Genomic DNA, 19,925 nt, shown 5'->3' on the forward strand with positions numbered 1-19,925 from the left:
GCCACTCGCTGTTCACGATGTCCATCCAACTGGCTTGCGGGCAGCGGCTCAAGGACGTGGCGCCGTCCTTGACACCCCTCTGACGAAGTTCAGCCCAGCCCGGGCACGTTCGAGATCAGCAGGTCGATGAGCTTGATCCCGACGAAGGGCAGTACGAGCCCGCCGAGCCCGTAGACCGCGAGGTTACGGCGCAGCAGGTCGTGCGCGGATGCCGGGGTGTAGCGCACTCCGCGCAGGGCGAGGGGAATCAGCGCCACGATGATCAGGGCGTTGAAGATGATCGCCGAGGTGATCGCGGAGGTGGGGCTGTGCAGGCCCATGAGGTTGAGGGCCTGGATCCCCGGATAGGCGCCGGCGAACATCGCCGGGATGATCGCGAAGTACTTCGCCACGTCATTCGTGATGGAGAAGGTGGTCAGCGCGCCCCGGGTGATGAGGAGTTGCTTGCCGATCTCGACGATGTCGATCAGCTTGGTCGGGTTGGAGTCCAGGTCCACCATGTTCCCGGCCTCCTTGGCGGCCGAGGTCCCGGTGTTCATCGCGACGCCGACATCGGCTTGCGCCAGCGCGGGCGCGTCGTTCGTACCGTCGCCCGTCATCGCGACGAGTTTGCCGCCCTCCTGCTCCTGCTTGATGAGGGCCAGCTTGTCCTCGGGGGTGGCTTCGGCGAGGAAGTCGTCGACGCCGGCTTCCTGGGCGATGGCGTTCGCGGTCAGCGGATTGTCCCCGGTGATCATCACTGTACGGATGCCCATCCTCCGCAGCTCCGCGAACCGTTCGCGGATGCCGTCCTTGACGACGTCCTTGAGATGGATGATGCCGAGCATCCGCGGGCCGTCCCAGTCGTGGACGGCGACCAGCAGCGGCGTACCTCCGCTCGCGGCGATCGAGTCGGCCCAGATGGCCGCCTGGGACGGGACGACTCCGCCGCGCATCTCCACCCAGCTGATCACCTGAGCCGCCGCGCCCTTGCGGATGAAGCAGGCCGCCCCGTTGTCCCACCGAAGATCGATCCCGCTCATCCGGGTCTGCGCGCTGAACGCCACGAACCGCGCGTTGCTGAGCTCGCCCTCGGCCGGGGCCCGCATCCCGTACTTCTCCTTCGCCAGGACGACGACTGAGCGGCCCTCCGGCGTCTCGTCGGCGAGCGAGGAGAGCTGAGCCGCGTCGGCGAGGATCAGCTCGTCGACACCGGGCAGTGGTACGAAGCCGGCGGCCTCACGATTGCCGAGGGTGATGGTGCCGGTCTTGTCGAGGAGCAGGGTGTTGACGTCGTCGGCGGCTTCGACCGCCCGGCCGGACATCGCCAGGACATTGCGCTGCACCAGACGGTCCATGCCCGCGATGCCGATGGCCGACAGCAGCGCGCCGATCGTCGTCGGGATGAGCGTGACGAGCAGCGCGACCAGCACCGTCGTGGACTGCGCGGCGCCCGCGTGTCCGGCCATCGGCTGCAGCGTGACGACGACCAGGACGAAGACGATGGTCAGCGCGGCCAGCAGGATGTTCAGCGCGATCTCGTTGGGCGTCTTTTGCCGTCGCGCGCCTTCGACCAGGGTGATCATCCGGTCCAGGAAGGAGTGTCCGGGGCGTGAGGTGACGCGTACGACGATCCGGTCGGAGAGCACCGTCGTACCGCCCGTGACGCCGCTGCGGTCGCCGCCCGACTCCCGGATGACGGGAGCGGACTCGCCGGTGATGGCGGACTCGTCGACCGCCGCGATGCCGTCGACGACATCGCCGTCGGCGGGGATCGGCTCGCCTGCCTCGACGAGGACGAAGTCGAAGAGCTGAAGGTCGTTGGCGGCGACGGCGTCGGTCTCGGCGCGGGCCGGATTCGTTCCGTACCGCCAGTGGCGCAGCCGCAGCGCGACGGTGTCCATGCGCGCCTTGCGCAGCGATTCGGCCTGCGCCTTGCCCCGGCCCTCCGCCACGGCCTCCGCGAGGTTCGCGAAGATCACCGTCAGCCACAGCCAGACGCTGATCACCCAGGTGAAGACGGACGGATGGAAGAGCGAGGAGAGCGTGGTGAGTACCGATCCGGCCGCGACGACCAACAGCACGGGGTTCTTCACCAGGGCCCGCGGGTGCAGCTTGCGCAGGGCCTCGGGGAAGGACGTCACCAGTTGTACGGGATCGAAGAGGCCGCCCTGGCCGGAGCGCTTCCGGTGGGGGCGGGCGTGTGGTGGGCTCCCGCCCGGTGTCTGCGCTGTCGGAGCCTGCTGGTCAGCGGCGGGGAGCATCACAAAGCACCTTCTGATGAGGCCGGCAAGGGGAGGGGACAAGCGCATGGGCCTGGTCGACGCCGGGGCGCCCCGGCGTCGACCAGGCGGACTGGGACGCGGCGGGGGGAGGCCGCCGCGTACCTGCCGCCGAGCGCGTGTCATGCCACTGACGTTCGCGATCTCGAGCGGCAGAAAGGGAATCTAGCCGCAGCAAACCCCTCATCTCCGCGTTGTCCCGGGGTGTTTACGACCCTCTGACAGCGGATTTGTGCTCCGTGTCAAGCCAGCGTCAAGAAGCGCTGATGGGGCGTCATGACGCCGTCAAGGGAGTCCGATTCCTGTTCGAGCCTGGTTGAGACTGATCGCCACGGGGGACGGGCAGCCGTCCGTGGTGTGAGCCTGGAGGGCGCGTGACCATCACTGCCGGTACCGCGCACAGTCCGGAGACAGGGGCCGAGACCGAGGCCCGAACACGCCAGGTGACGGCCGTTCGACCCGAGGGCCGGCCCGGTCCGCAGCCACGAGGGAGGCAGCGGCCGGGCCGTCCGAGCACCGGCGCCCTGAGGGAGCGGCTGCGCTGCCGCTGGGCGACGCAGCCGGCCGGGCTGCGTCTGGCGCGTGCGGGGATTCTGCTGCTCACCGCCGCGCTCGCGCTGCTGCTGTTACTCGCAGGGCTCGCCGTCTCCGCCACCTGGGACACCGTGGACGGACGCGATGCTCCCCGGACCACCAGCGCCGCCGGTCTCGGTCTCGCGCTGAACGACATGGACGCGCAGGCCGCCAACATCCTGCTGTCCAGCGGCGACGCAGGCGCGGGTCGGATGGCTGTCCCGTACGACAAGGCCACCGGCTTCTACGACTCCGCACGCCGCACGGTCAGCCGTGAGCTGCGTACGCTCGCCGTTGCCGCCGAGGGCGACACACGTGCCGAGCACACCGTCGAGGCGCTGACCGAGAATTTCGCCCGCTACCAGGAGCTGATCGGCCGCGCCCTGGAGAACGACGGCCGGGCGGGCGGCAAGGCTGGGGCCCTGGACGACTACCGCTCGGCCACTGCCCTGCTCTCCATGCACATCCGCCCCGAATCACAGGCGTTGATCGCCGCCAACAACGACGCGTACGAATCCGGGTACGACGCCGCACGCTCCCGGCTCACAGCCGAACTGGTCACCGCGGTCGTGCTCGGCCTGCTGCTCCTCACCGCTCTCGTCGTACTGCAGTGGTATCTGGCACGGCAGTTCCACCGGATCCTCAACCCGGCACTGCTGGCCGGTACGCTCTGCGCCTTCCTGGCGTTCGCGCTGGGCGGCCAGGCGCTCTCCGCCTCCTCCGAGCACCTGCGAGGCGCCCGGCGTGACGCCTTCGACTCGGTCGTCGCGCTGTCCCGGGCCCGCGCCATCGCCTACGACGCGAACGCCGACGAAAGCCGCTACCTCCTCTTCGAACAGGAGCGGACCGCCTACGAGCAGTCCTTCCTCGACAAGTCGCAGCAGCTGTACGGAATCGAGGGCGCGACCCTCGCGACGTACGACACGGGGATGGACGAGACGTGGGACGCCTACCGCACCGACCACGCCGACCGGCGCTTCACGGGTGAATTCCGGCGGGAGCTCGACAACATCACCTTCCCCGGCGAGCGTGCCGCCGCCGAGCGGACCGTGCGGACGTACGCCGTCTACCAGCGCGACGACCGGACCATCCGCCGCCTGATCGCGGAGGGAAGGGCACAGGAGGCCGTCGCGTTCTGCATCAGCTGGGGCCCGGGCAAGTCGAACGCACACTTCGGTGCCTGGATGGATGCCCTCGACGAGGTCACCGACATCAACCGGACCCACTTCGACGCGTCGGTGCGCGAGGGCCGGGGCGCGGTCTCCCGGCTGCTGCCCGCGGCCGGCGGTGCTCTGGTGGCGGCCGCGGCGCTGACCGTGCTCGGGCTGCGCCCGCGGCTGGCCGAGTTCCAAGTCTGAGCGCCTGTGTCCGAGCTTCTGTGTCCGGGTGGTGTCAGAGAGTCGTCAAGGTCAACAGTTCCGATGGCGGTAGGGGGGCCAGGGGCGGACTCTGTCCTTGTGAGCGCAGCGAATGCGGTCGGACGTGTCAGCGCTGTTTGTCCGGTCGGCTACCTGGTGGCGGCGCCGATCCTCCCGGAGAAGTTCTGAGGCCATGAGATGCGAGGTGGCTCATGAGGACTCCGCTTCGTGACACGGGGGCGCTGGGGGCCGCCCTGCTCGCCCCGCCGGCGGTGGCCGCCGTTCTGGTGCCCTTCCGTACGGACCTGACGAACGCGACGATGGTGCTCATCCTCGTCGTGGTCGTCGTGGCGGTCGCCGCGATCGGCAATCGCGCGGCCGGAGCCGTCGCGGCGGTGTCGTCCGCCGCCTGGTTCGACTTCTTCCTCACCCCTCCGTACCAGCGGTTCACCATCAACGACGCCAATGACATCGAGACGGCGGTCCTGCTGCTGGTCGTGGGCCTTGTCGTGTCGCAGCTCGCCGCCCGCGCCCGGCGGCTCGAGGTCATCACGGTGACCGACGCCGGTCATCTCGCCCGGATCCACGAGACCGCGCAGCTGGTCCAGGCCAGCGGATCTCCCGACAAGATCGTCGACCATGTCCGACGGCAGCTGATCGATCTGCTGGAGTTGCGGGACTGCCGTTTCGAGTACGGCAGTCTGCTCGGGCATCCGGCGAGGCTGGAGCAGGACGGCAGTGTGGTCGTGGCGCGGGGGCGCTGGGACGTCGAGCGGCGCGGCTGGCCGGACGGCGAGATCGAGCTCCGGGCCCTCGCAGGCGGCCACTACCGCGGCCGGTTCCTGCTTCAGCCGGGCCCCGCCGTCCCTCCCCTCCAGGCGCGGCTGGTCGCCGTGACGCTGGCCGACCAGACCGGCGCGGCGCTGGACACGGCGGCACCGCGTCTGGAGCAGTGACCCCGCCGACGGGCGAGGGCAGAGAAGGGGCGAGGGCAGAGAAGGACTGGCGTGCGCCGGCCGTCGGGCCTCCGCATCCCGGCCCCAGGGCACTGACGCGCCGGCCGCTCCGCGCCTCGACGGGCAGGGTCCCCAACGCTCCCTCTCGCCTCCGGATTCTCCCTGCCGGCGACTGTGACCGGTCCGCGCCCTCTTGCCGTAGCGCGGCGCGGCTCAGCCGACGTGGACGCGAGGTCGCCTCGACCGGTTGGGTTCGGCCTCGCGCAGGACTTCGCGGGTGACGGGGGCGACTTCGCCCTGGCCGAAGAGGAAGAAGCGGAGGAAGTTGGTGAAGGGGTTGCCCTCGGTCCACTCGAAGTAGATGTGCGGCTGCTGTCCGGTGGTGTCGCGGACGTGCAGGAGCAGCGCGGCGAGGGCGTTGGGGATGGAAGAGGACTCCAGGGTCAGGACCCGGAAGCGGTCGTGCAGCACTTCGCCGCGGACACTCAGGTCCGCCTCGAACTCCGAGGGGTCGAGGACGGTCACCTCGACGAAGACGAAGTCCTCTTGGGCCGGGACGTCGTTGTCCTTCCGGATCTGCTCGATCTTCTCGCGGTACTCCGCGATGTCACGGTTGTCGGGCTCGTTGGCGATGAACCGGATCCTGCGGCTGGCGATGTCCCGTACGAACCGCTCCGCCATGTCGTCCAGAGACACGTGGGTGACACGCAGCTCGAAGGCGCGGGCGAGCCGGGACAGGAGCGAGACGAGGATGATCCCGGCGATGAAGCAGGCGCCGATCTTCACACCGTCGGGCCGCTCGATGACGTTGAGGACGGTGGTGTAGAGGAAGACCGCGGAGATGACCGCGAAGCCGATGGTCCAGTTGCGCTGTCGGGCGCGGTGGGCGGCGATGGTCACCGCGATCGCCGCGGAACAGATCAGCACCAGTACGCCGGTGGCGTAGGCACCGCCCTGGGCGTCGACGTCGGCGTCGAAGAGCCAGGTGACCAGGAACGCCACCAGGATGAAGACGATCACCATGGGGCGCACGGCGCGCGCCCAGTGCGGGGCCATGCCGTAGCGGGGCAGGTAGCGCGGCATCAGGTTGAGCAGTCCGGCCATCGCGGAGGCCCCGGCGAACCAGAGGATGGCGATGGTGGCGACGTCGTAGACGGTGCCAAAGATGTCTCCGAGGTATGCGTGCGCCAGGTAGGCGAGCGCACGTCCGTTGGCCGCGCCGCCCGGCTCGAACTCCTTCGCCGGGATGAGCAGGGTGGTGATGAAGCTGGTGGCGATCAGGAACACGCTCATGATCAGCGCGGCGGTAGTGAGCAGCTTCTTCGTGCCGCGGATGCGTCCTGCGGGCTTCGCCTCGGTGTCGCCGGCATCGCCCTCGACGTGCGGCATGACCGCCACGCCGGTCTCGAAGCCGGACAGGCCCAGCGCCAGCTTGGGAAAGACCAGCAGTGCCACTCCGATCATGGCCACAACGTTTCCGTGCTCGGTGGTCAGGGCGCTGGACCAGTCGGCCACCACGTGCGCGGCGGTGGCGACGTGCCACAGGCCCACGACCACGACGACGGCGTTGAGGGCCAGGTACAGGCCGACCAGGACGACGGCTACGCCGATCGCCTCGAGGAAGCCCTTGAGGAACACCGCCCCCAGCAGCGCGATCAGCACCAGCGTGACGACCATCTGCTGCCCGTGCAGCGCGCTGGGCACGTGCGGATTCTCCACCAGGTGAATGGAGGAGTCGGCCGCCGACAGGGTGATGGTGATCAGGAAGTCGGTGGCGGCGAAGCCGAGCAGGGTCAGGACGAACAGCTTGCCCTTCCAGAACGACAGCAGGCGCTCCAGCATGGCGATCGAGCCTTCGCCGTGCGGGCTCTCCTCGGCCACCCGCCGGTACACCGGTAGCGCGCCCGCCAGGGTCACGATCACCAGGACGATGGTGGCCACCGGGGACAACAGCCCGGCCGCGAGCGCGGCGATGCCCGGCTGATAGCCGAGCGTGGAGAAGTAGTCGACGCCGGTCAGGCACATCACCCGCCACCACCGCTGCCCCTTGTGCGTGGGCGGGGGTTCCGTCTCGGCTTGCGGCCCCTGCTGGTGCCTGGCCATGTCGGACAGGCCCGCCAGCATCCACGCGCGCAGGCGCTGCCGTGGGGTGACGGCGGAATCGGAAGCCACAGGGGTGGGACTGGCCACCGGGTACTCCTGTCGTATGCAAACGGAATCAGCCATCAATGCGACGGCCCGGTCAGCGTACGCAACCCGGCCCGTGGGCGATTCGGCTGGTCAGGGTAGCTGGATACGAGCCGTGGCACCCCCGGTTGCGCCGCCACTCGATCGCGCAGCCGGCATCCCGGGTGCGGGCTGCCGAAACGGTCGGCGAGCGGCATGCCCCGCTGATGGCGGGGCATGGCGCCCCGATGTCGTCGTCGGCTTCGACGAGGGACGACGCCGCAACCGGCTACCCGTCATCGCGAGACGGCGGCAGTTCGGATCGGCCTGCCCCGGCGCCCGCGTATCCCGTCAGCGTCGCGTTACGGGTACGGATTTTCCCGTCAAGCACCCGTCAGGGAGGGGCCGTTCCCCTGATAAGCGGGCATAGCGTCACCAGAGCACCCCCGGCCGACCCGGCCGCGTGTCGTCTTCTTCGAGGGCAGGACCATGTCTCCAGTCGATCATCCCGAGGACCCCGATCCTTCTGAACGCTTCCCGGCCGGACCTCTCTACGTCCCCGTCCGGCCGGGACCCGCGGGCTGCACAGCCCGGTTCTTCCGCACCCCCCTCGGCGGCCGCACAGCCGTTGGCTTCACCTCCGAGGAGAAGCTCCTCGCCACACTGGGCACGCAACAGGCCTGCATCAGGCTCTCGGAGCCCGCGCTGCGTGCACTTGCCGCACCCCTGGGCGTCGTCACCCTCACCGTCGATCCGCAGTTCTCCGCCCCCGCGGCCGCCGAGGGGCGTTGTCGCGAGAGCACTTGGCGTGACCGGAAACCGCAGCACATCGGTGTCCTGCGGGTGACCGGTGCCGCGCCCTCGTCTCGTATCTGAACCTGCTGATCGGCTGAGGAGGCGTCATGTCCATTTCCCTGTCATCGGATCCGCAGACCCCGTCCCGACCCCTGCGCGACACCGACGACCTGTCCGTCTGGCCCCGCTCCGCCCGTCCCGAACCCGACGGGGACGTCTGTGTCGGCGGGGTGTCACTCGCCGAGGCGGCCGACCGCTTCGGTACCCCTTTGTACGTACTCGACGAGGAAGAGGTCCGGGAGCGCTGCCGCACCTATCGCACGACGTTCCCCGAGGCCGATGTCGTCTACGCGGCCAAGGCGTTCCTGTGCCGAGCGGTCGCGCACTGGGTCAGGGAGGAGGGCCTGGGTCTGGACGTCTGCTCCGCAGGGGAGCTGGAACTCGCCGTCACCACCGGCTTCCCGCCGGAGAAGATTGTGATGCACGGCAACGCGAAGAGCCCCGAGGACCTGCTCACCGCCGTTCGGCTCGGCGCCGGACGCATTGTCGTGGACAGCGCATCGGAGATTGCCCGGCTGTCCGCGATCACACCCGCGGGCACCCGCCAGCAGGTCATGGTGCGGGTGGTGCCGGGCGTCGCGGCGGGCGGGCACGCGAAGATACGCACGGGCACGGACGACCAGAAATTCGGCCTCTCCATCACGGACGGGTCCGCGCAGCATGCCGTGGCCCGGGTGCTCGGCCAGCCGCCCCTGGAGCTTGTCGGGCTGCACTGCCACATCGGCTCGCAGATCGCCACCGCCAAGCCGTATGTCGCCGCGGTGCGGCGCATCGTCGGTCTGATGGCCCGGATACGGGACCAGCACGGCATCGCCCTGCCACAGCTGGACATCGGCGGCGGGCACGCCATCGCCTACCGGCCCGGCGAGGAGAGCCTCGATGCAGGCGTCCTGGCCGGCCGGATCCGCGCCGAACTCGAAGACGGCTGTGCCAGGGCCAAGCTGCCCGTGCCCCGGCTCACCCTGGAGCCGGGCCGGGCGGTGATCGGCCCCGCCGGGGTTGCGCTCTACCGGGTCCTCGCGGTCAAGCGCACCGGGGAGCACACCTTCGTCGCCGTCGACGGCGGCATGAGCGACAACCCCAGGCCCGCGCTGTACGGGGTGCGGTACGCGCCCCGGCTCATCGGCCGCTCCTCATCGGTGCCGCCTCGCCTTGTCACCGTGGTCGGCCGACACTGCGAGGCGGGCGACGTACTGGCGGACGGCGTGCCGCTGCCGGGTGACGTACGCCCCGGCGACCTGCTCGCGGTACCCGCGGCCGGCGCGTACCACCTGTCCATGGCCTCCGGTTACAACCTTGTCGGCAGGCCTCCCGTCGTCGCCGTCTCGGACGGCCACGCACGGATGCTCATACGCCGCGAATCGCTGGACGACATGAGCCGCCGGGACATCGGCCTCTAGCGCCGAACGTTCCGCCTCTGACCGCCTCTGACCGGCTCCGAGCGGCCCGGGTCGAATCCGGGTCGAAACTCAGTGGTTGTCTCTGACTGCCTCCGATAGCCTCTGAAACCCGTCCTGGCAGGTCACAGCCGTTTCAGCTCGTATAAGCGAAGGTCAAAGAGGTACGCCGGATGTTCTTGACGATCAGCACGACCGGTACCCCCGAACGTCCCGCCACCGACCTCGGATTTCTGCTGCACAAGCATCCCGACAAGGCGCAGAAGTTCTCCACCTCGCACGGCACGGCGCATGTCTTCTACCCCGAGGCGTCCGCCGAGCGCTGCACGTCCGCGCTGCTGCTGGAGGTGGATCCGGTGGCGCTGGTGCGGCGCGGCAAGGGCAAGGGACGTGGTGGCGCGCCGGATTCGGCGCTCGCGCAGTACGTCAACGACCGGCCGTACGCCGCGTCTTCGCTGCTGGCCGTCGCGCTGAGTACCGTGTTCAAGAGCGCCCTGCGGGGTGTGTGCGCCGCACTGCCCGGGCGCGCCGATGAGCCGATGCAGCTGCGCGTCGAGGTGCCCGCCCTGCCCGCGCGCGGTGGCGCCGAGCTGGTCCGAAAGCTCTTCGGGCCGCTGGGCTGGGCCTCGGTCGAGGCGGGGCCGGTGGCGCTGGACGACCGGTTCCCCGAGTGGGGCGACTCCCGCTACGTACAGCTGGTGCTCGAAGGGGAGCTGCGGCTGGCCGACGCGCTGCGGCAGCTGTACGTCCTGCTGCCGGTGCTCGACGACGCCAAGCACTACTGGGTCGCGCCCGACGAGGTGGACAAGCTGCTGCGGGCGGGCGAGGGCTGGCTGGCCGAACACCCCGAGCACAAGCTGATCACCAGCCGCTATCTGTCGCGCCGCTGGGGGCTGACCCGGCAGGCGATGGAGCGTCTTGAGCTGGTGCGGCTGGCCGAGGCCGACGACCTCGAGGTCGAGGACGTGGACAACGCCGTGGACGAGACGACGGACACCGAGGAGAAGCCGGTGCCGCTGGCTCAGCAGCGGCGGGACGCGATTCTCGACGCGCTGCGCACGGCCGGGGCGAGCCGGGTGCTGGACCTGGGCTGCGGGCAGGGCCAGTTGGTGCAGGCGCTGCTCAAGGATGTGCGCTTCACCGAGATCGTCGGCGTGGACGTGTCCGTGCGGGCGCTCACCATCGCCGGGCGCCGGCTGAAGCTGGACCGGATGGGCGAGAGACAGGCCGCACGCGTCAAGCTCCTGCAGGGTTCGCTCATGTACACCGACAAGCGGCTGGGCGGATACGACGCCGCCGTGCTGAGCGAGGTCATCGAGCATCTGGATCTGCCGCGGCTGCCCGCTCTGGAGTACGCGGTGTTCGGGTCCGCCAGGCCGCAGACCGTGGTCGTGACGACGCCGAACGTCGAGTACAACGTCCGCTGGGAGACGCTGCCCGCGGGGCATGTCCGGCACAGCGATCACCGTTTCGAGTGGACGCGCGCGGAATTCCGCTCCTGGGCGCGTGCCGTCGCCGAACGCGTCGGCTACGGCGTCGAGTTCGTGGCCGTGGGGCCCGACGACCCGGAGGTGGGGCCGCCCACCCAGATGGCTGTCTTCACCCGCAGCGACGAGACTGAGAAGACCAGGAACACCGACAGGTCCCGGCACACAGACAGGACCGACAAGACCGAGAAAACCGGCAGGACCGAGGCCGAGAAGGAGGCGAAGGCCGCATGACCAGCACCACTCCGACCACCGCGCCGGCGAAGCGCACGCTCCCGGTGACCGACCTGTCCCTCGTCGTCCTCATCGGCGCCACCGGCTCCGGCAAGTCCACCTTCGCCCGTAAGCACTTCAAGCCCACCGAGGTCATCTCCTCCGACTTCTGCCGCGGGCTCGTCGCCGACGACGAGAACGACCAGAGCGCGAGCGGTGCCGCCTTCGACGTACTGCACTACATCGCGGGCAAGCGGCTCGCCGCCGGGCGGCTGACCGTGGTCGACGCCACCAGCGTGCAGCCCGAGAGCCGTCGGCAGCTTGTGCAGCTGGCACGCCAGTACGACGTGCTGCCCATCGCGATCGTCCTCGACATGCCGGAAGAGGTCTGCGCCGAGCGCAACGCCGTACGTCCCGACCGGGCCGGGATGCCGCGCCACGTCATCCAGCGTCACCGGCGCGAACTGCGCCGTTCGCTGCGCGGACTGGAGCGTGAGGGCTTCCGCAAGGTTCACATTCTGCGCAGCGTGGAGGAGGTCGAGAGCGCCGAGGTCGTCCTCGAGCGCCGCTACAACGACCTCAGGCACCTCACCGGCCCCTTCGACATCATCGGCGACATCCACGGCTGCCGCTCCGAGCTGGAGACCCTGCTCGCCAAGCTCGGCTACGAGGACGGTGCTCATCCCGAAGGGCGTACCGCGGTCTTCGTCGGCGACCTCGTCGACCGGGGACCCGACAGCCCCGGTGTGCTGCGCCGCGTGATGGGCATGGTCGCCGGCGGCAATGCCCTGTGCGTGCCCGGCAACCACGAGAACAAGCTCGGACGCTGGCTCAAGGGCAGGAACGTCCAGCACACACACGGACTCGCCGAGACCATCGAACAGCTGGAGAGGGAGGACGACGCTTTCCGCGAGCAGGTGCGGGAGTTCATCGACGGACTCGTCAGCCACTACGTACTCGACGAGGGCAAGCTCGTGGTCTGCCACGCCGGTCTGCCCGAGAAGTACCACGGACGCACCTCGGGGCGGGTCCGCTCGCACGCGCTGTACGGCGACACGACCGGCGAGACCGACGAGTTCGGCCTGCCCGTGCGCTACCCGTGGGCCGAGGACTACCGGGGGCGGGCGGCAGTCGTCTACGGCCACACACCCGTGCCCAGCACCTCGTGGATCAACAACACCATCTGCCTGGACACCGGAGCGGTCTTCGGCGGCAGGATGACCGCGCTGCGCTGGCCGGAGCGCGAGCTCGTCGACGTACCGGCCGAGAAGGTCTGGTACGAACCGGCCAAACCGCTCACCACCGAGGCGCCGGGCGGCCGCGAGGGCCGTCCGCTGGACCTCGCCGATGTGCAGGGCCGGCGGGTCGTGGAGACCCGCCACATGGCGCGCATCGGTGTGCGCGAGGAGAACGCCGCGGCGGCGCTCGAGGTCATGAGCCGTTTCGCCGTCGACCCGCGGCTGCTCACCTACCTTCCGCCGACCATGTCGCCGACCGCGACATCGAAGGAGCCCGGATACCTGGAGCACCCGGCGGAGGCCTTCGCCCAGTACCGGGCGGACGGCATCGCCAAGGTCGTGTGCGAGGAGAAGCACATGGGCTCACGGGCGGTGGCGCTCGTCTGCCGTGACGCCGTGGCCGCGCGCGAGCGGTTCGGGGTCGGTGGTACCTCCGACGCCGGAGGCTATGGCCCCACCGGAGCGCTGCACACCCGTACCGGACGGCCCTTCTTCGACGACGAGGCCGTCACCGAGGCGGTCCTCGACCGGTTGCGTACGGCCGTCACCGCGGCCGGCCTGTGGGACGAGTTCGGTACGGAGTGGCTGCTGCTCGACGCAGAGCTGATGCCCTGGTCGCTCAAGGCGGCCGGACTGCTGCGCTCGCAGTACGCCGCGGTCGGCGCCGCAGCGGGCGCCGTCTTCCCGGGTGCCACGGCGGCCCTCGAGGCTGCCGTGGGGCGCGGCGTCGATGTGGACGGACTCCTGGCCGAGCAGCGCGAACGTGCCGCGGACGCCGCCGCGTTCACCGACGCGTACCGGCGCTACTGCTGGACGACCGAGGGGCTGAAGGGGGTGCGTCTCGCTCCGTTCCAGATTCTCGCGGTACAGGGGCGCTCGCTCGCCTCCGTACCGCACGACGAGCAACTGGCGTGGCTGGACCGCCTGGTGGAGCACGACCCGACCGGCCTGCTCCAGGTCACCCGGCGCCTTGTCGTCGAGACCGGTGACGAGGCCTCGGTCGGGGCGGGTGTCGACTGGTGGCTGGAGATGACCGGCAGGGGCGGCGAGGGCATGGTCGTCAAGCCGCTCCAGGCACTTGCGCGTGACGGGAAGGGCCGACTGGTGCAGCCGGGCATCAAGGTCCGCGGCCGTGAGTACCTGCGGATCATCTACGGCCCCGAGTACACCCGCCCGGAGAACCTGGAGCGGCTGCGCAACCGGTTCCTCAACCACAAGCGCTCGCTGGCGCTGCGGGAGTACGCCCTGGGGCTCGAGGCCCTGGACCGGCTGGCCGACGGCGAGCCGCTGTGGCGGATCCATGAAGCGGTTTTCGCGGTGCTCGCCCTGGAGTCGGAGCCGGTCGACCCGAGGCTGTGAGCAGAGGCCGTAAAAGGGGCGCACGGGTGCGGGTGAGGGGGCGCACGGTGCGTTCTCGTTGACGCTTGTCCGGACGAGCACCTAGCGTTTTTCACCCCACCGCGTGACGTGACTTCAAGCCATCGGTCTGGTCCTGAGAACGCCATCTGACGTGGGAGGAAGAGCACACCGGCAGATCGCGTGGTCCCCCGGAAAGGGCCAGATGGATCGTTGTGGGGGAACGATGAGTCTGTTCGGTCAGGACCGTTCGTTCCTCGACGCCCTCACCCTCCAGGACCGCCGGGCGCTGCTCGCCGAGGGGGCGCAGCGGGCGTACGAACCCGGTGACGTGATGATCCGCGAACGCGATACGACGACCTATGTGCTGGCGCTGCTCTCCGGCTGGGCCGTCGTCTCAGTCGAGACGGAGCGCGGCGCCCGGCTCATCCTCGCCCTGCGCGGTACGGGCGAGGTGGTGGGCGATCTCGCCGCCGTCGACCAGGGGCCGCGCAGCGCCACCGTCACCGCACTCGGCCGGGTGGAGGCGGTGGCCGTCTCCGGAGTCCGGTTCAGGGGCTTCCTGGCCGCCAGGCCGCACGCCACATCGCTGATCATGCGCCAGCTCAGCACGCGGCTGCGCAGCGCGGACATCGAGCGCCGAACTCTCGCCTCCGGCACCGTGCTGCAGCGGCTCGCTGCCCGGCTGGTGGAGCTCGCCGAGCGGGCAGGGCGCCGCGGCGACGACGGCACCATGCTGCAACTCCCTTTGCCGCAACACGACTTGGCGGCCGCCATAGGAGCGACCCGAGAGGCGGTCGCCAAAGCCCTGCGCCTGCTGCGGGAGCAGGACGTGGTGCGTACGGCCAACCGCCGGGTGATCGTCACCGATATGGAGGTGCTGCTCCTCCTCGCCCAGGGCCGCGGGCAGCCACCCGGGACACAGCCGCCGGAGAAATCTCCGCCGGCTGTGTAAACGGCTACATCGCCGGCCGCCGCGCCCGCCCAGAGTTGACTTGTCACCAAGCGCCACAGCACGCAGGGAGTCCTAGTGAGCAGTGCGGGAGCCGTCCACAGACTGGTGATCTTCGGAGACGCCTGTGGATCGGGGAAGTTGGGCCTGGAAGCCAAGAAGCGCATGCGCGCCGCCATGTACGAGGCGTTCTCCGAGGCGCACGCGTCCGTGGGTATCGAGCCGGGGCGGGTCCACCAGGAGGACAGGGGGGACGGCATCCTCGCGGCCCTGCGGCCCGAGGTACCGCCGACCCTCATGGTCGGCCGGTGGATCGACACCCTCTACGAGAGCTTGCGGGAACTCAACGACGGCAGCGCACGACCACTGCGGTTACGCGTCGGCATGAACGCCGGCCTCGTCCTCGACGACGGCAAGGGCCTCGTGGGACGCGCGGTGGATCTCGCCTGCCGGCTCTGTGACAGCCCCACGGCGAAGCAGATCATGAACACCGCCGACAAGGCAGACCTGTTGATCGTGGTCTCCGACTGGTTGTACGTGAACGTGGTCGCCGAGGGCGGGCGCTACGTCGAACCGGGTCACTACCGCCAGGCGCCGGTCCGGTACAAGGAGACCGACGAGACCGCCTGGTTCCACATACCCCGCCGGCCCGAGCCGCCGCTCGGCGACCGGGCAGCGGAGCAGACCGGCGGTGGGCCGGTGCAGGGGGACGGCCCACCGCCACCTACGCCCGACGCATGGACGCCCGGCGACCCGGTTCCGGGCGCTCGGCCGCCGGCGACGGGTCAGCCGGGCGCGCATCAGGACAGCGCGAGTCAGGGCAACGCGAGTCAGGGCAACGCGAGCCGGGACAGCACGAATCAGTACAACGCCCATGGAGACATGCAGATCTTCAAGGGCAATGAGATCCACGGCGGCTTCACCGGCATCAACAAGGACCGCGACCGTTCCGCCCGCGGCGAGGGAGGCGACGCATGAGCGACCAGGACGACTCCCCGCCGCAGGACGAGAAGAACGAGGAACCGCAGTCGCCGGCCTCCGGTTCGGAGAACAGCGGAGCCGACACGGCGGAGCAGCAGCCCGAGGTCAACCCCTTCGAGCAGGCCGGACGCAACCCGCTGGGCGGCTCGGGCGGCACCGGCGGTGCCGGCACCGCACACGCCGCGCGCCGCACCTTCGCGCCGGGCCGCGCCGAACGCACCTATGAGATCCGCGGCGACGGCCAGGTATTCGAAGGCAACTACTTCATCGGCCAGTTCGGCCCCGACAGCAGCCCGCCCGTGGTCCAGGGCTCGGTCCCGCAGGAGGCGCTGAAGCACCTCGCCGATGTCTACTGCGAGGCCTCCGGCTACCACCGGATGAAGCAACTTCTGCGTACGGACGGCCTTCTGGTGCTGTGCGGCGAATCCGGAAGCGGCCGCAAGGCCACTGCCCTCGCCCTGCTCTCCGAACTGGCCGACAACCAAGTGACGCGGCTGGACCCGAGCCACGCGGTCCACGAGATCAGCGAGCAGATGATCGAGGCCGGAGCCGGCCATCTGCTCGAGCTGCCGCCGGACGACGGACGCCGGGAGCCCGAGCGCCGCCGGGGCGAGACCCACACGGAGCCCCGGAGGCCCAGCCGCCTCTCCGAGCTCCACCTCGACAGGTTCAGCGAACTGCTGCGCAAGTCCCATGCGTACGGAGTGGTGCTGGTCGAGAGCGGAGACCTGGCCGACCGGCTGCTCCGCGGCCGCTACGGCATGTACTGCCCGCCCGCACCTGCCGAAGAGGTGCTCCACCGTCATCTGCGGGTGCTGCTGAAGGGCGAGCCCGACGGCGCCCTCGACAGCGCGCGGGCGCTCGCCGTGCGTACCGACGTCACCGAGGCCCTCGGCCTCGACGAACTGCGGCCCCGCGAGGCCGCACGGCTCGCCGACCATCTGGCCCGCCGCCAGAAGGACGAGCTGAGCGACGAGCAACTGCTCGACGACTGCGCCACTTTCGTACGGGCACAGGCCCGGGCATGGTTCGCGGGCGCCGACCGCCCCGGCACCCTTCCCGAGGCACTGCCGACGCTCAGCGCTGCCGCCTTCCGGATCGCCGTGGCCGTGTTCAACGGCTCTGCCTACAGCCTTACCGCGGAAGCCGCCGAGCTGCTTGCCTGGGAGCTGGCGGTGACCCTGGACCCGGAACAGCCCGTGGGACGGCGGCTCTTCGGCACGCACGCCGAGATCCGCCCCATGGTCGCCAGGTCCGTACTTGAGGACGGCGAAATCGACCTCGGTGACACCCGGGTACCGATGCGTGCCATCCGGTTCCAGGGCGAGGGCCTGGCCACGGCCGTGCTCCGCGAGGTGTGGCACGGCTACCACAATGTCCGCGGCCCCATGGCGCGCTGGCTGCGGATCCTGTGCGACGATCCGCGCCCCGAGGTATGGGTGCGCGCCTCGATCGCGGCCGGTGTCCTCTGCTCGTGGGACTGGATCTACGGATTCGGTGAACTGGTGCGCCCCATGGCAGCACTGGACAATCCCGTACCGCAGATGGCGGCGGCGACGGCGCTCGCCGAGGCCGCGCGTGACGCGAAGGTGCAGCCTGCGGTCAAGTCGCTGGTGAAGGAGTGGGCCAAGAGCGACGACGACGCGCTGCTCGCCACCGCTGTGCTGGCCCACGGCTACGTGCTGCCGGCCGGCTCGGTCGGCGCCTCGCTCGACGCGCTGGTCAGTGTGGTGCGCAGGCAGGATGACGACGACGTCGACGTGCTTGGCACGGCCTCGTTCAGTGTGATGCGGCTGCTCGCCTCCGCCGAGCCCGAGACAGTGACCGGCCGGCTCTCCGAGTGGCTGAAGGACGGGCGCCGCAGGCTCGCCAATCTCGTGCTGATCTCCATGATCGGGACGCTCACGATGCGCACCACCTACCTGTGGGGCCTGACAGAAGTCCCCGAACTCGAGCCGTACGACGCTCAGCCGCTCCTCATCGCCCTGCTGGCGACCCGGCCGCATCTCACACCGGAGCTGGCGGCCCTGCTGCGGCACACACTCGCCACCGCCCGCGCCGGAGAGACGGCGCTCGACGAACTGGGCAGCATGCTGCGCCGGGCCTCCCGCAACGAGGAGGCACTCCGGCTGGTCTGCGGCTTTCTGCCGCTGCTCGCGCAGCAGCGCAGGGACCGCGACCGGCTGCGAAGTCTGCTGGAGGACCTCGTCAGGGACCGCGACAGGCCATTGAACAAGGCCGCGGCCAGCCGGATGTGGGACGCCGTGGGAGAAGGAGCCGATCGATGACCACTCCCGGGAACGAGGGGCCGCCGGCGGCACAGCAACACCAAGGACAGCAGCAGCAAGGACAGCAGCACCAAGGACAACAGGGCCCAGGACAGCAGCAGCAAGGACAGCAGCGCCGGCAGCGGCAGAACCAGCAGCCTGGGCAGAACTGGGCACAGGAACGGGAACTTCGCCGGCAACAGCGCCCGGAGGAGGAGAGGGAACAGCACCGGGAGCGTCCGAAAGGACCGCTCGTACGGGAGTGCTCACCGCCGTACAAACGCCGGAGCGGCCAGATAGCCGCGGTGGTGATGTACGGAAACGGCGGGCACACCGTGGTGTGGCCGGAGCGCCGCGAGAACCATCAGAGGCAGTGGCTCAGCCGGGCGTACACCGTGTTCGAGGTGCTGCTCGGCCGTAACGTCACAGAATTCGACCTCCGGCTGCCCGCCGCCGGCGACGGAGTCTTCTTCGACGCGTCCGCGAAGGTGCACTGGGAGGTCACGGACCCGTACCTGGTGGTCACCCAACGGGTCTGGGACGTCGCCGAGTTGCTGCACGACGAACTCCTCGACGGGTTGCGTGCGGTGTCGCGGCGCTTCGCGCTCACCGAGGCGCAGCGCGCGGACGAGGCGGTGCGGGACGAACTGGGCGCGGGCCGGCTGGCCCTGGGCCGCGATCTCGGCCTGCGCACCCGTGTCCATGTCTTCATCGATCTGAGCAAGGTGGTCCAGCGGAAGGTCCAGCAGCGGCACGAGGTCGACCTGGACATGGCCAAGGACGAGCGTGTGGCGGAGGCCCAGCGGCGCAAGGACGCGCACGAACGGCGGCTGGTCGCCGATCGGGCGCGTGAGCTGGAGATCCTGCTGCGGAGCGGCGAGGAAGCCGAAATCGCCCACCACATGGCGCAGAACCCGGACAAGCAGTGGGAGATCCGCCGCGCGATCCGGCAGGAGCGGCGTGAGGGCCAGGCCGACTTCCTCACGGTGTTCAACCGGCTCATCGACACCGGGGTCCTGGAGCGCCATGACATCGGCGAACCGATGTACGAGGTGCTGCAGTATCTGCGGGAGAGCACCGGCGGCGTGCTCGGTGGCGTCGTCGACCGCGTGCTGCCCCAGCACGGGCCGCAGCGACCCGCTCTCGGGGAAGGGCCGGTGCGGCCGGAGCCGGACCAGCCCTCCTGGGACGCGGAAGCAGCGAGCGCGGCCGGCGGCCCGGCCCGGCCCGGCGACCCGCCGCACGTGTACGAACCGACCCGGGTCGAATCCGCGGCGGAACGGGACCCGGACGAGCGCCGGCCGTCCCGGCGCCGTACATCCAGGCCCAGCGAGGCATTCGACGACTGGGACGACGAATGAGCTCCGGCGCCTTACGGCCAGGACCCGACCGGCCCGCACCGGATGATGTCCGCTTCATGGCGGAGCGCCTGCTGATGTCGGTCCGGGAGGACATCGGCAGGGCCGACACGAAAGCGGCGATCCTGCTCTCGGGCGCCGTCGCCTTCCTCGCCGTCGTGTTCTCCAAGGGGGACACACCGTTGCCCGAATCGGGCTCCACGTCGGTACTCCTTGTCGTGGGCGGCCTGTTCTGGGCCGCCGGAGTGCTGATGCTCGTCGCCGTGATCCTGCCGCGTACCAGGGTCGGCGCCGACCGCACCCTGCTGCGCGACCTGGCGGCCCGCGCCTCTTCGGAGCAACTGCTGGCCCGCCTCGCCGCAGCGGGCGAGGACGTCACCGGCTGGCTGCTGGACCAGGCGAGCGTGCACGGAGCTGTGCTCGCCGCGAAATACCGGTGGCTGCGCATGGGCGTGTGTTGCCTCGCGCTCGGCGCGCTACTGGCCCTCTTCAGCGAACTGTGGTGAG

Annotated in this window: 13 protein-coding genes; 11 read left to right on the forward strand and 2 right to left on the reverse strand. The window is 70.1% G+C overall.

Going from position 1 to position 19,925, the window contains the following annotated elements; translation table 11 throughout:
- Nucleotides 1–89: 89 nt before the first annotated feature.
- Entirely contained in the window at nt 90–2,243 is a 2,154-nt protein-coding gene (gene kdpB / locus OG966_RS30850) for a potassium-transporting ATPase subunit KdpB (RefSeq protein ID WP_326653247.1), read from the reverse strand.
- Nucleotides 2,244–2,635: 392 nt separating this feature from the next.
- On the opposite strand from kdpB, the gene OG966_RS30855 reads away from it, so the two are divergent.
- Both OG966_RS30855 and OG966_RS30860 read left to right on the forward strand, forming a co-directional pair.
- The gene (locus OG966_RS30855; RefSeq protein WP_326653248.1) at nt 2,636–4,192 is read left to right on the forward strand and encodes a hypothetical protein; all 1,557 of its coding nucleotides are present in this window, start codon (nt 2,636–2,638) and stop codon (nt 4,190–4,192) included.
- A 212-nt stretch (nt 4,193–4,404) separates the two neighbouring features.
- A complete protein-coding gene (locus tag OG966_RS30860; RefSeq protein WP_326653249.1) occupies nt 4,405–5,148 on the forward strand; it encodes a DUF4118 domain-containing protein in 744 nt (247 codons plus the stop codon).
- A gap of 213 nt (nt 5,149–5,361) precedes the next feature.
- On the opposite strand, the gene OG966_RS30865 is transcribed toward OG966_RS30860, so the two are convergent.
- Entirely contained in the window at nt 5,362–7,272 is a 1,911-nt protein-coding gene (locus tag OG966_RS30865; protein WP_326655437.1) for an amino acid transporter, read from the reverse strand.
- Nucleotides 7,273–7,803: 531 nt separating this feature from the next.
- On the opposite strand from OG966_RS30865, the gene OG966_RS30870 reads away from it, so the two are divergent.
- The 9 genes from OG966_RS30870 to OG966_RS30910 all read left to right on the forward strand — a co-directional run bounded on the left by OG966_RS30870 (nt 7,804) and on the right by OG966_RS30910 (nt 19,924).
- Nucleotides 7,804–8,190, forward strand: a complete 387-nt coding sequence (locus tag OG966_RS30870; RefSeq protein WP_326653250.1) for an SAV_915 family protein — start codon at nt 7,804–7,806, stop codon at nt 8,188–8,190.
- Nucleotides 8,191–8,216: 26 nt separating this feature from the next.
- Complete coding sequence (lysA, locus tag OG966_RS30875) at nt 8,217–9,569, forward strand: diaminopimelate decarboxylase (protein WP_326653251.1); 1,353 nt, start codon at nt 8,217–8,219, stop codon at nt 9,567–9,569.
- 170 nt (nt 9,570–9,739) lie between these two features.
- Nucleotides 9,740–11,287: a 3' terminal RNA ribose 2'-O-methyltransferase Hen1 gene (locus OG966_RS30880; RefSeq protein WP_326653252.1), complete on the forward strand. Its 1,548-nt coding sequence runs from the start codon at nt 9,740–9,742 to the stop codon at nt 11,285–11,287.
- Nucleotides 11,284–13,863 carry a polynucleotide kinase-phosphatase gene (locus OG966_RS30885; protein WP_326653253.1) on the forward strand — a complete coding sequence of 860 codons (2,580 nt, stop codon included), beginning with the start codon at nt 11,284–11,286 and terminating at the stop codon, nt 13,861–13,863. The genes OG966_RS30880 and OG966_RS30885 overlap by 4 nt, the downstream gene beginning before the upstream one ends.
- Before the next feature lie 223 nt (nt 13,864–14,086).
- Complete coding sequence (locus OG966_RS30890) at nt 14,087–14,815, forward strand: Crp/Fnr family transcriptional regulator (protein ID WP_326653254.1); 729 nt, start codon at nt 14,087–14,089, stop codon at nt 14,813–14,815.
- A gap of 75 nt (nt 14,816–14,890) precedes the next feature.
- A complete protein-coding gene (locus OG966_RS30895; protein ID WP_326653255.1) occupies nt 14,891–15,790 on the forward strand; it encodes a hypothetical protein in 900 nt (299 codons plus the stop codon).
- Nucleotides 15,787–18,081, forward strand: a complete 2,295-nt coding sequence (locus OG966_RS30900; RefSeq protein ID WP_326653256.1) for a hypothetical protein — start codon at nt 15,787–15,789, stop codon at nt 18,079–18,081. Before OG966_RS30895 ends, OG966_RS30900 begins: the two co-directional genes overlap by 4 nt.
- The gene (locus OG966_RS30905; RefSeq protein ID WP_326653257.1) at nt 18,078–19,421 is read left to right on the forward strand and encodes a hypothetical protein; all 1,344 of its coding nucleotides are present in this window, start codon (nt 18,078–18,080) and stop codon (nt 19,419–19,421) included. Before OG966_RS30900 ends, OG966_RS30905 begins: the two co-directional genes overlap by 4 nt.
- 56 nt (nt 19,422–19,477) lie before the next feature.
- Nucleotides 19,478–19,924, forward strand: a complete 447-nt coding sequence (locus OG966_RS30910; protein WP_326653258.1) for a Pycsar system effector family protein — start codon at nt 19,478–19,480, stop codon at nt 19,922–19,924.
- The last annotated feature ends 1 nt before the right edge of the window (nt 19,925 follow it).

It is taken from the genome of Streptomyces sp. NBC_01750 (genome assembly GCF_035918095.1).
Lineage (GTDB): Bacteria > Actinomycetota > Actinomycetes > Streptomycetales > Streptomycetaceae > Streptomyces.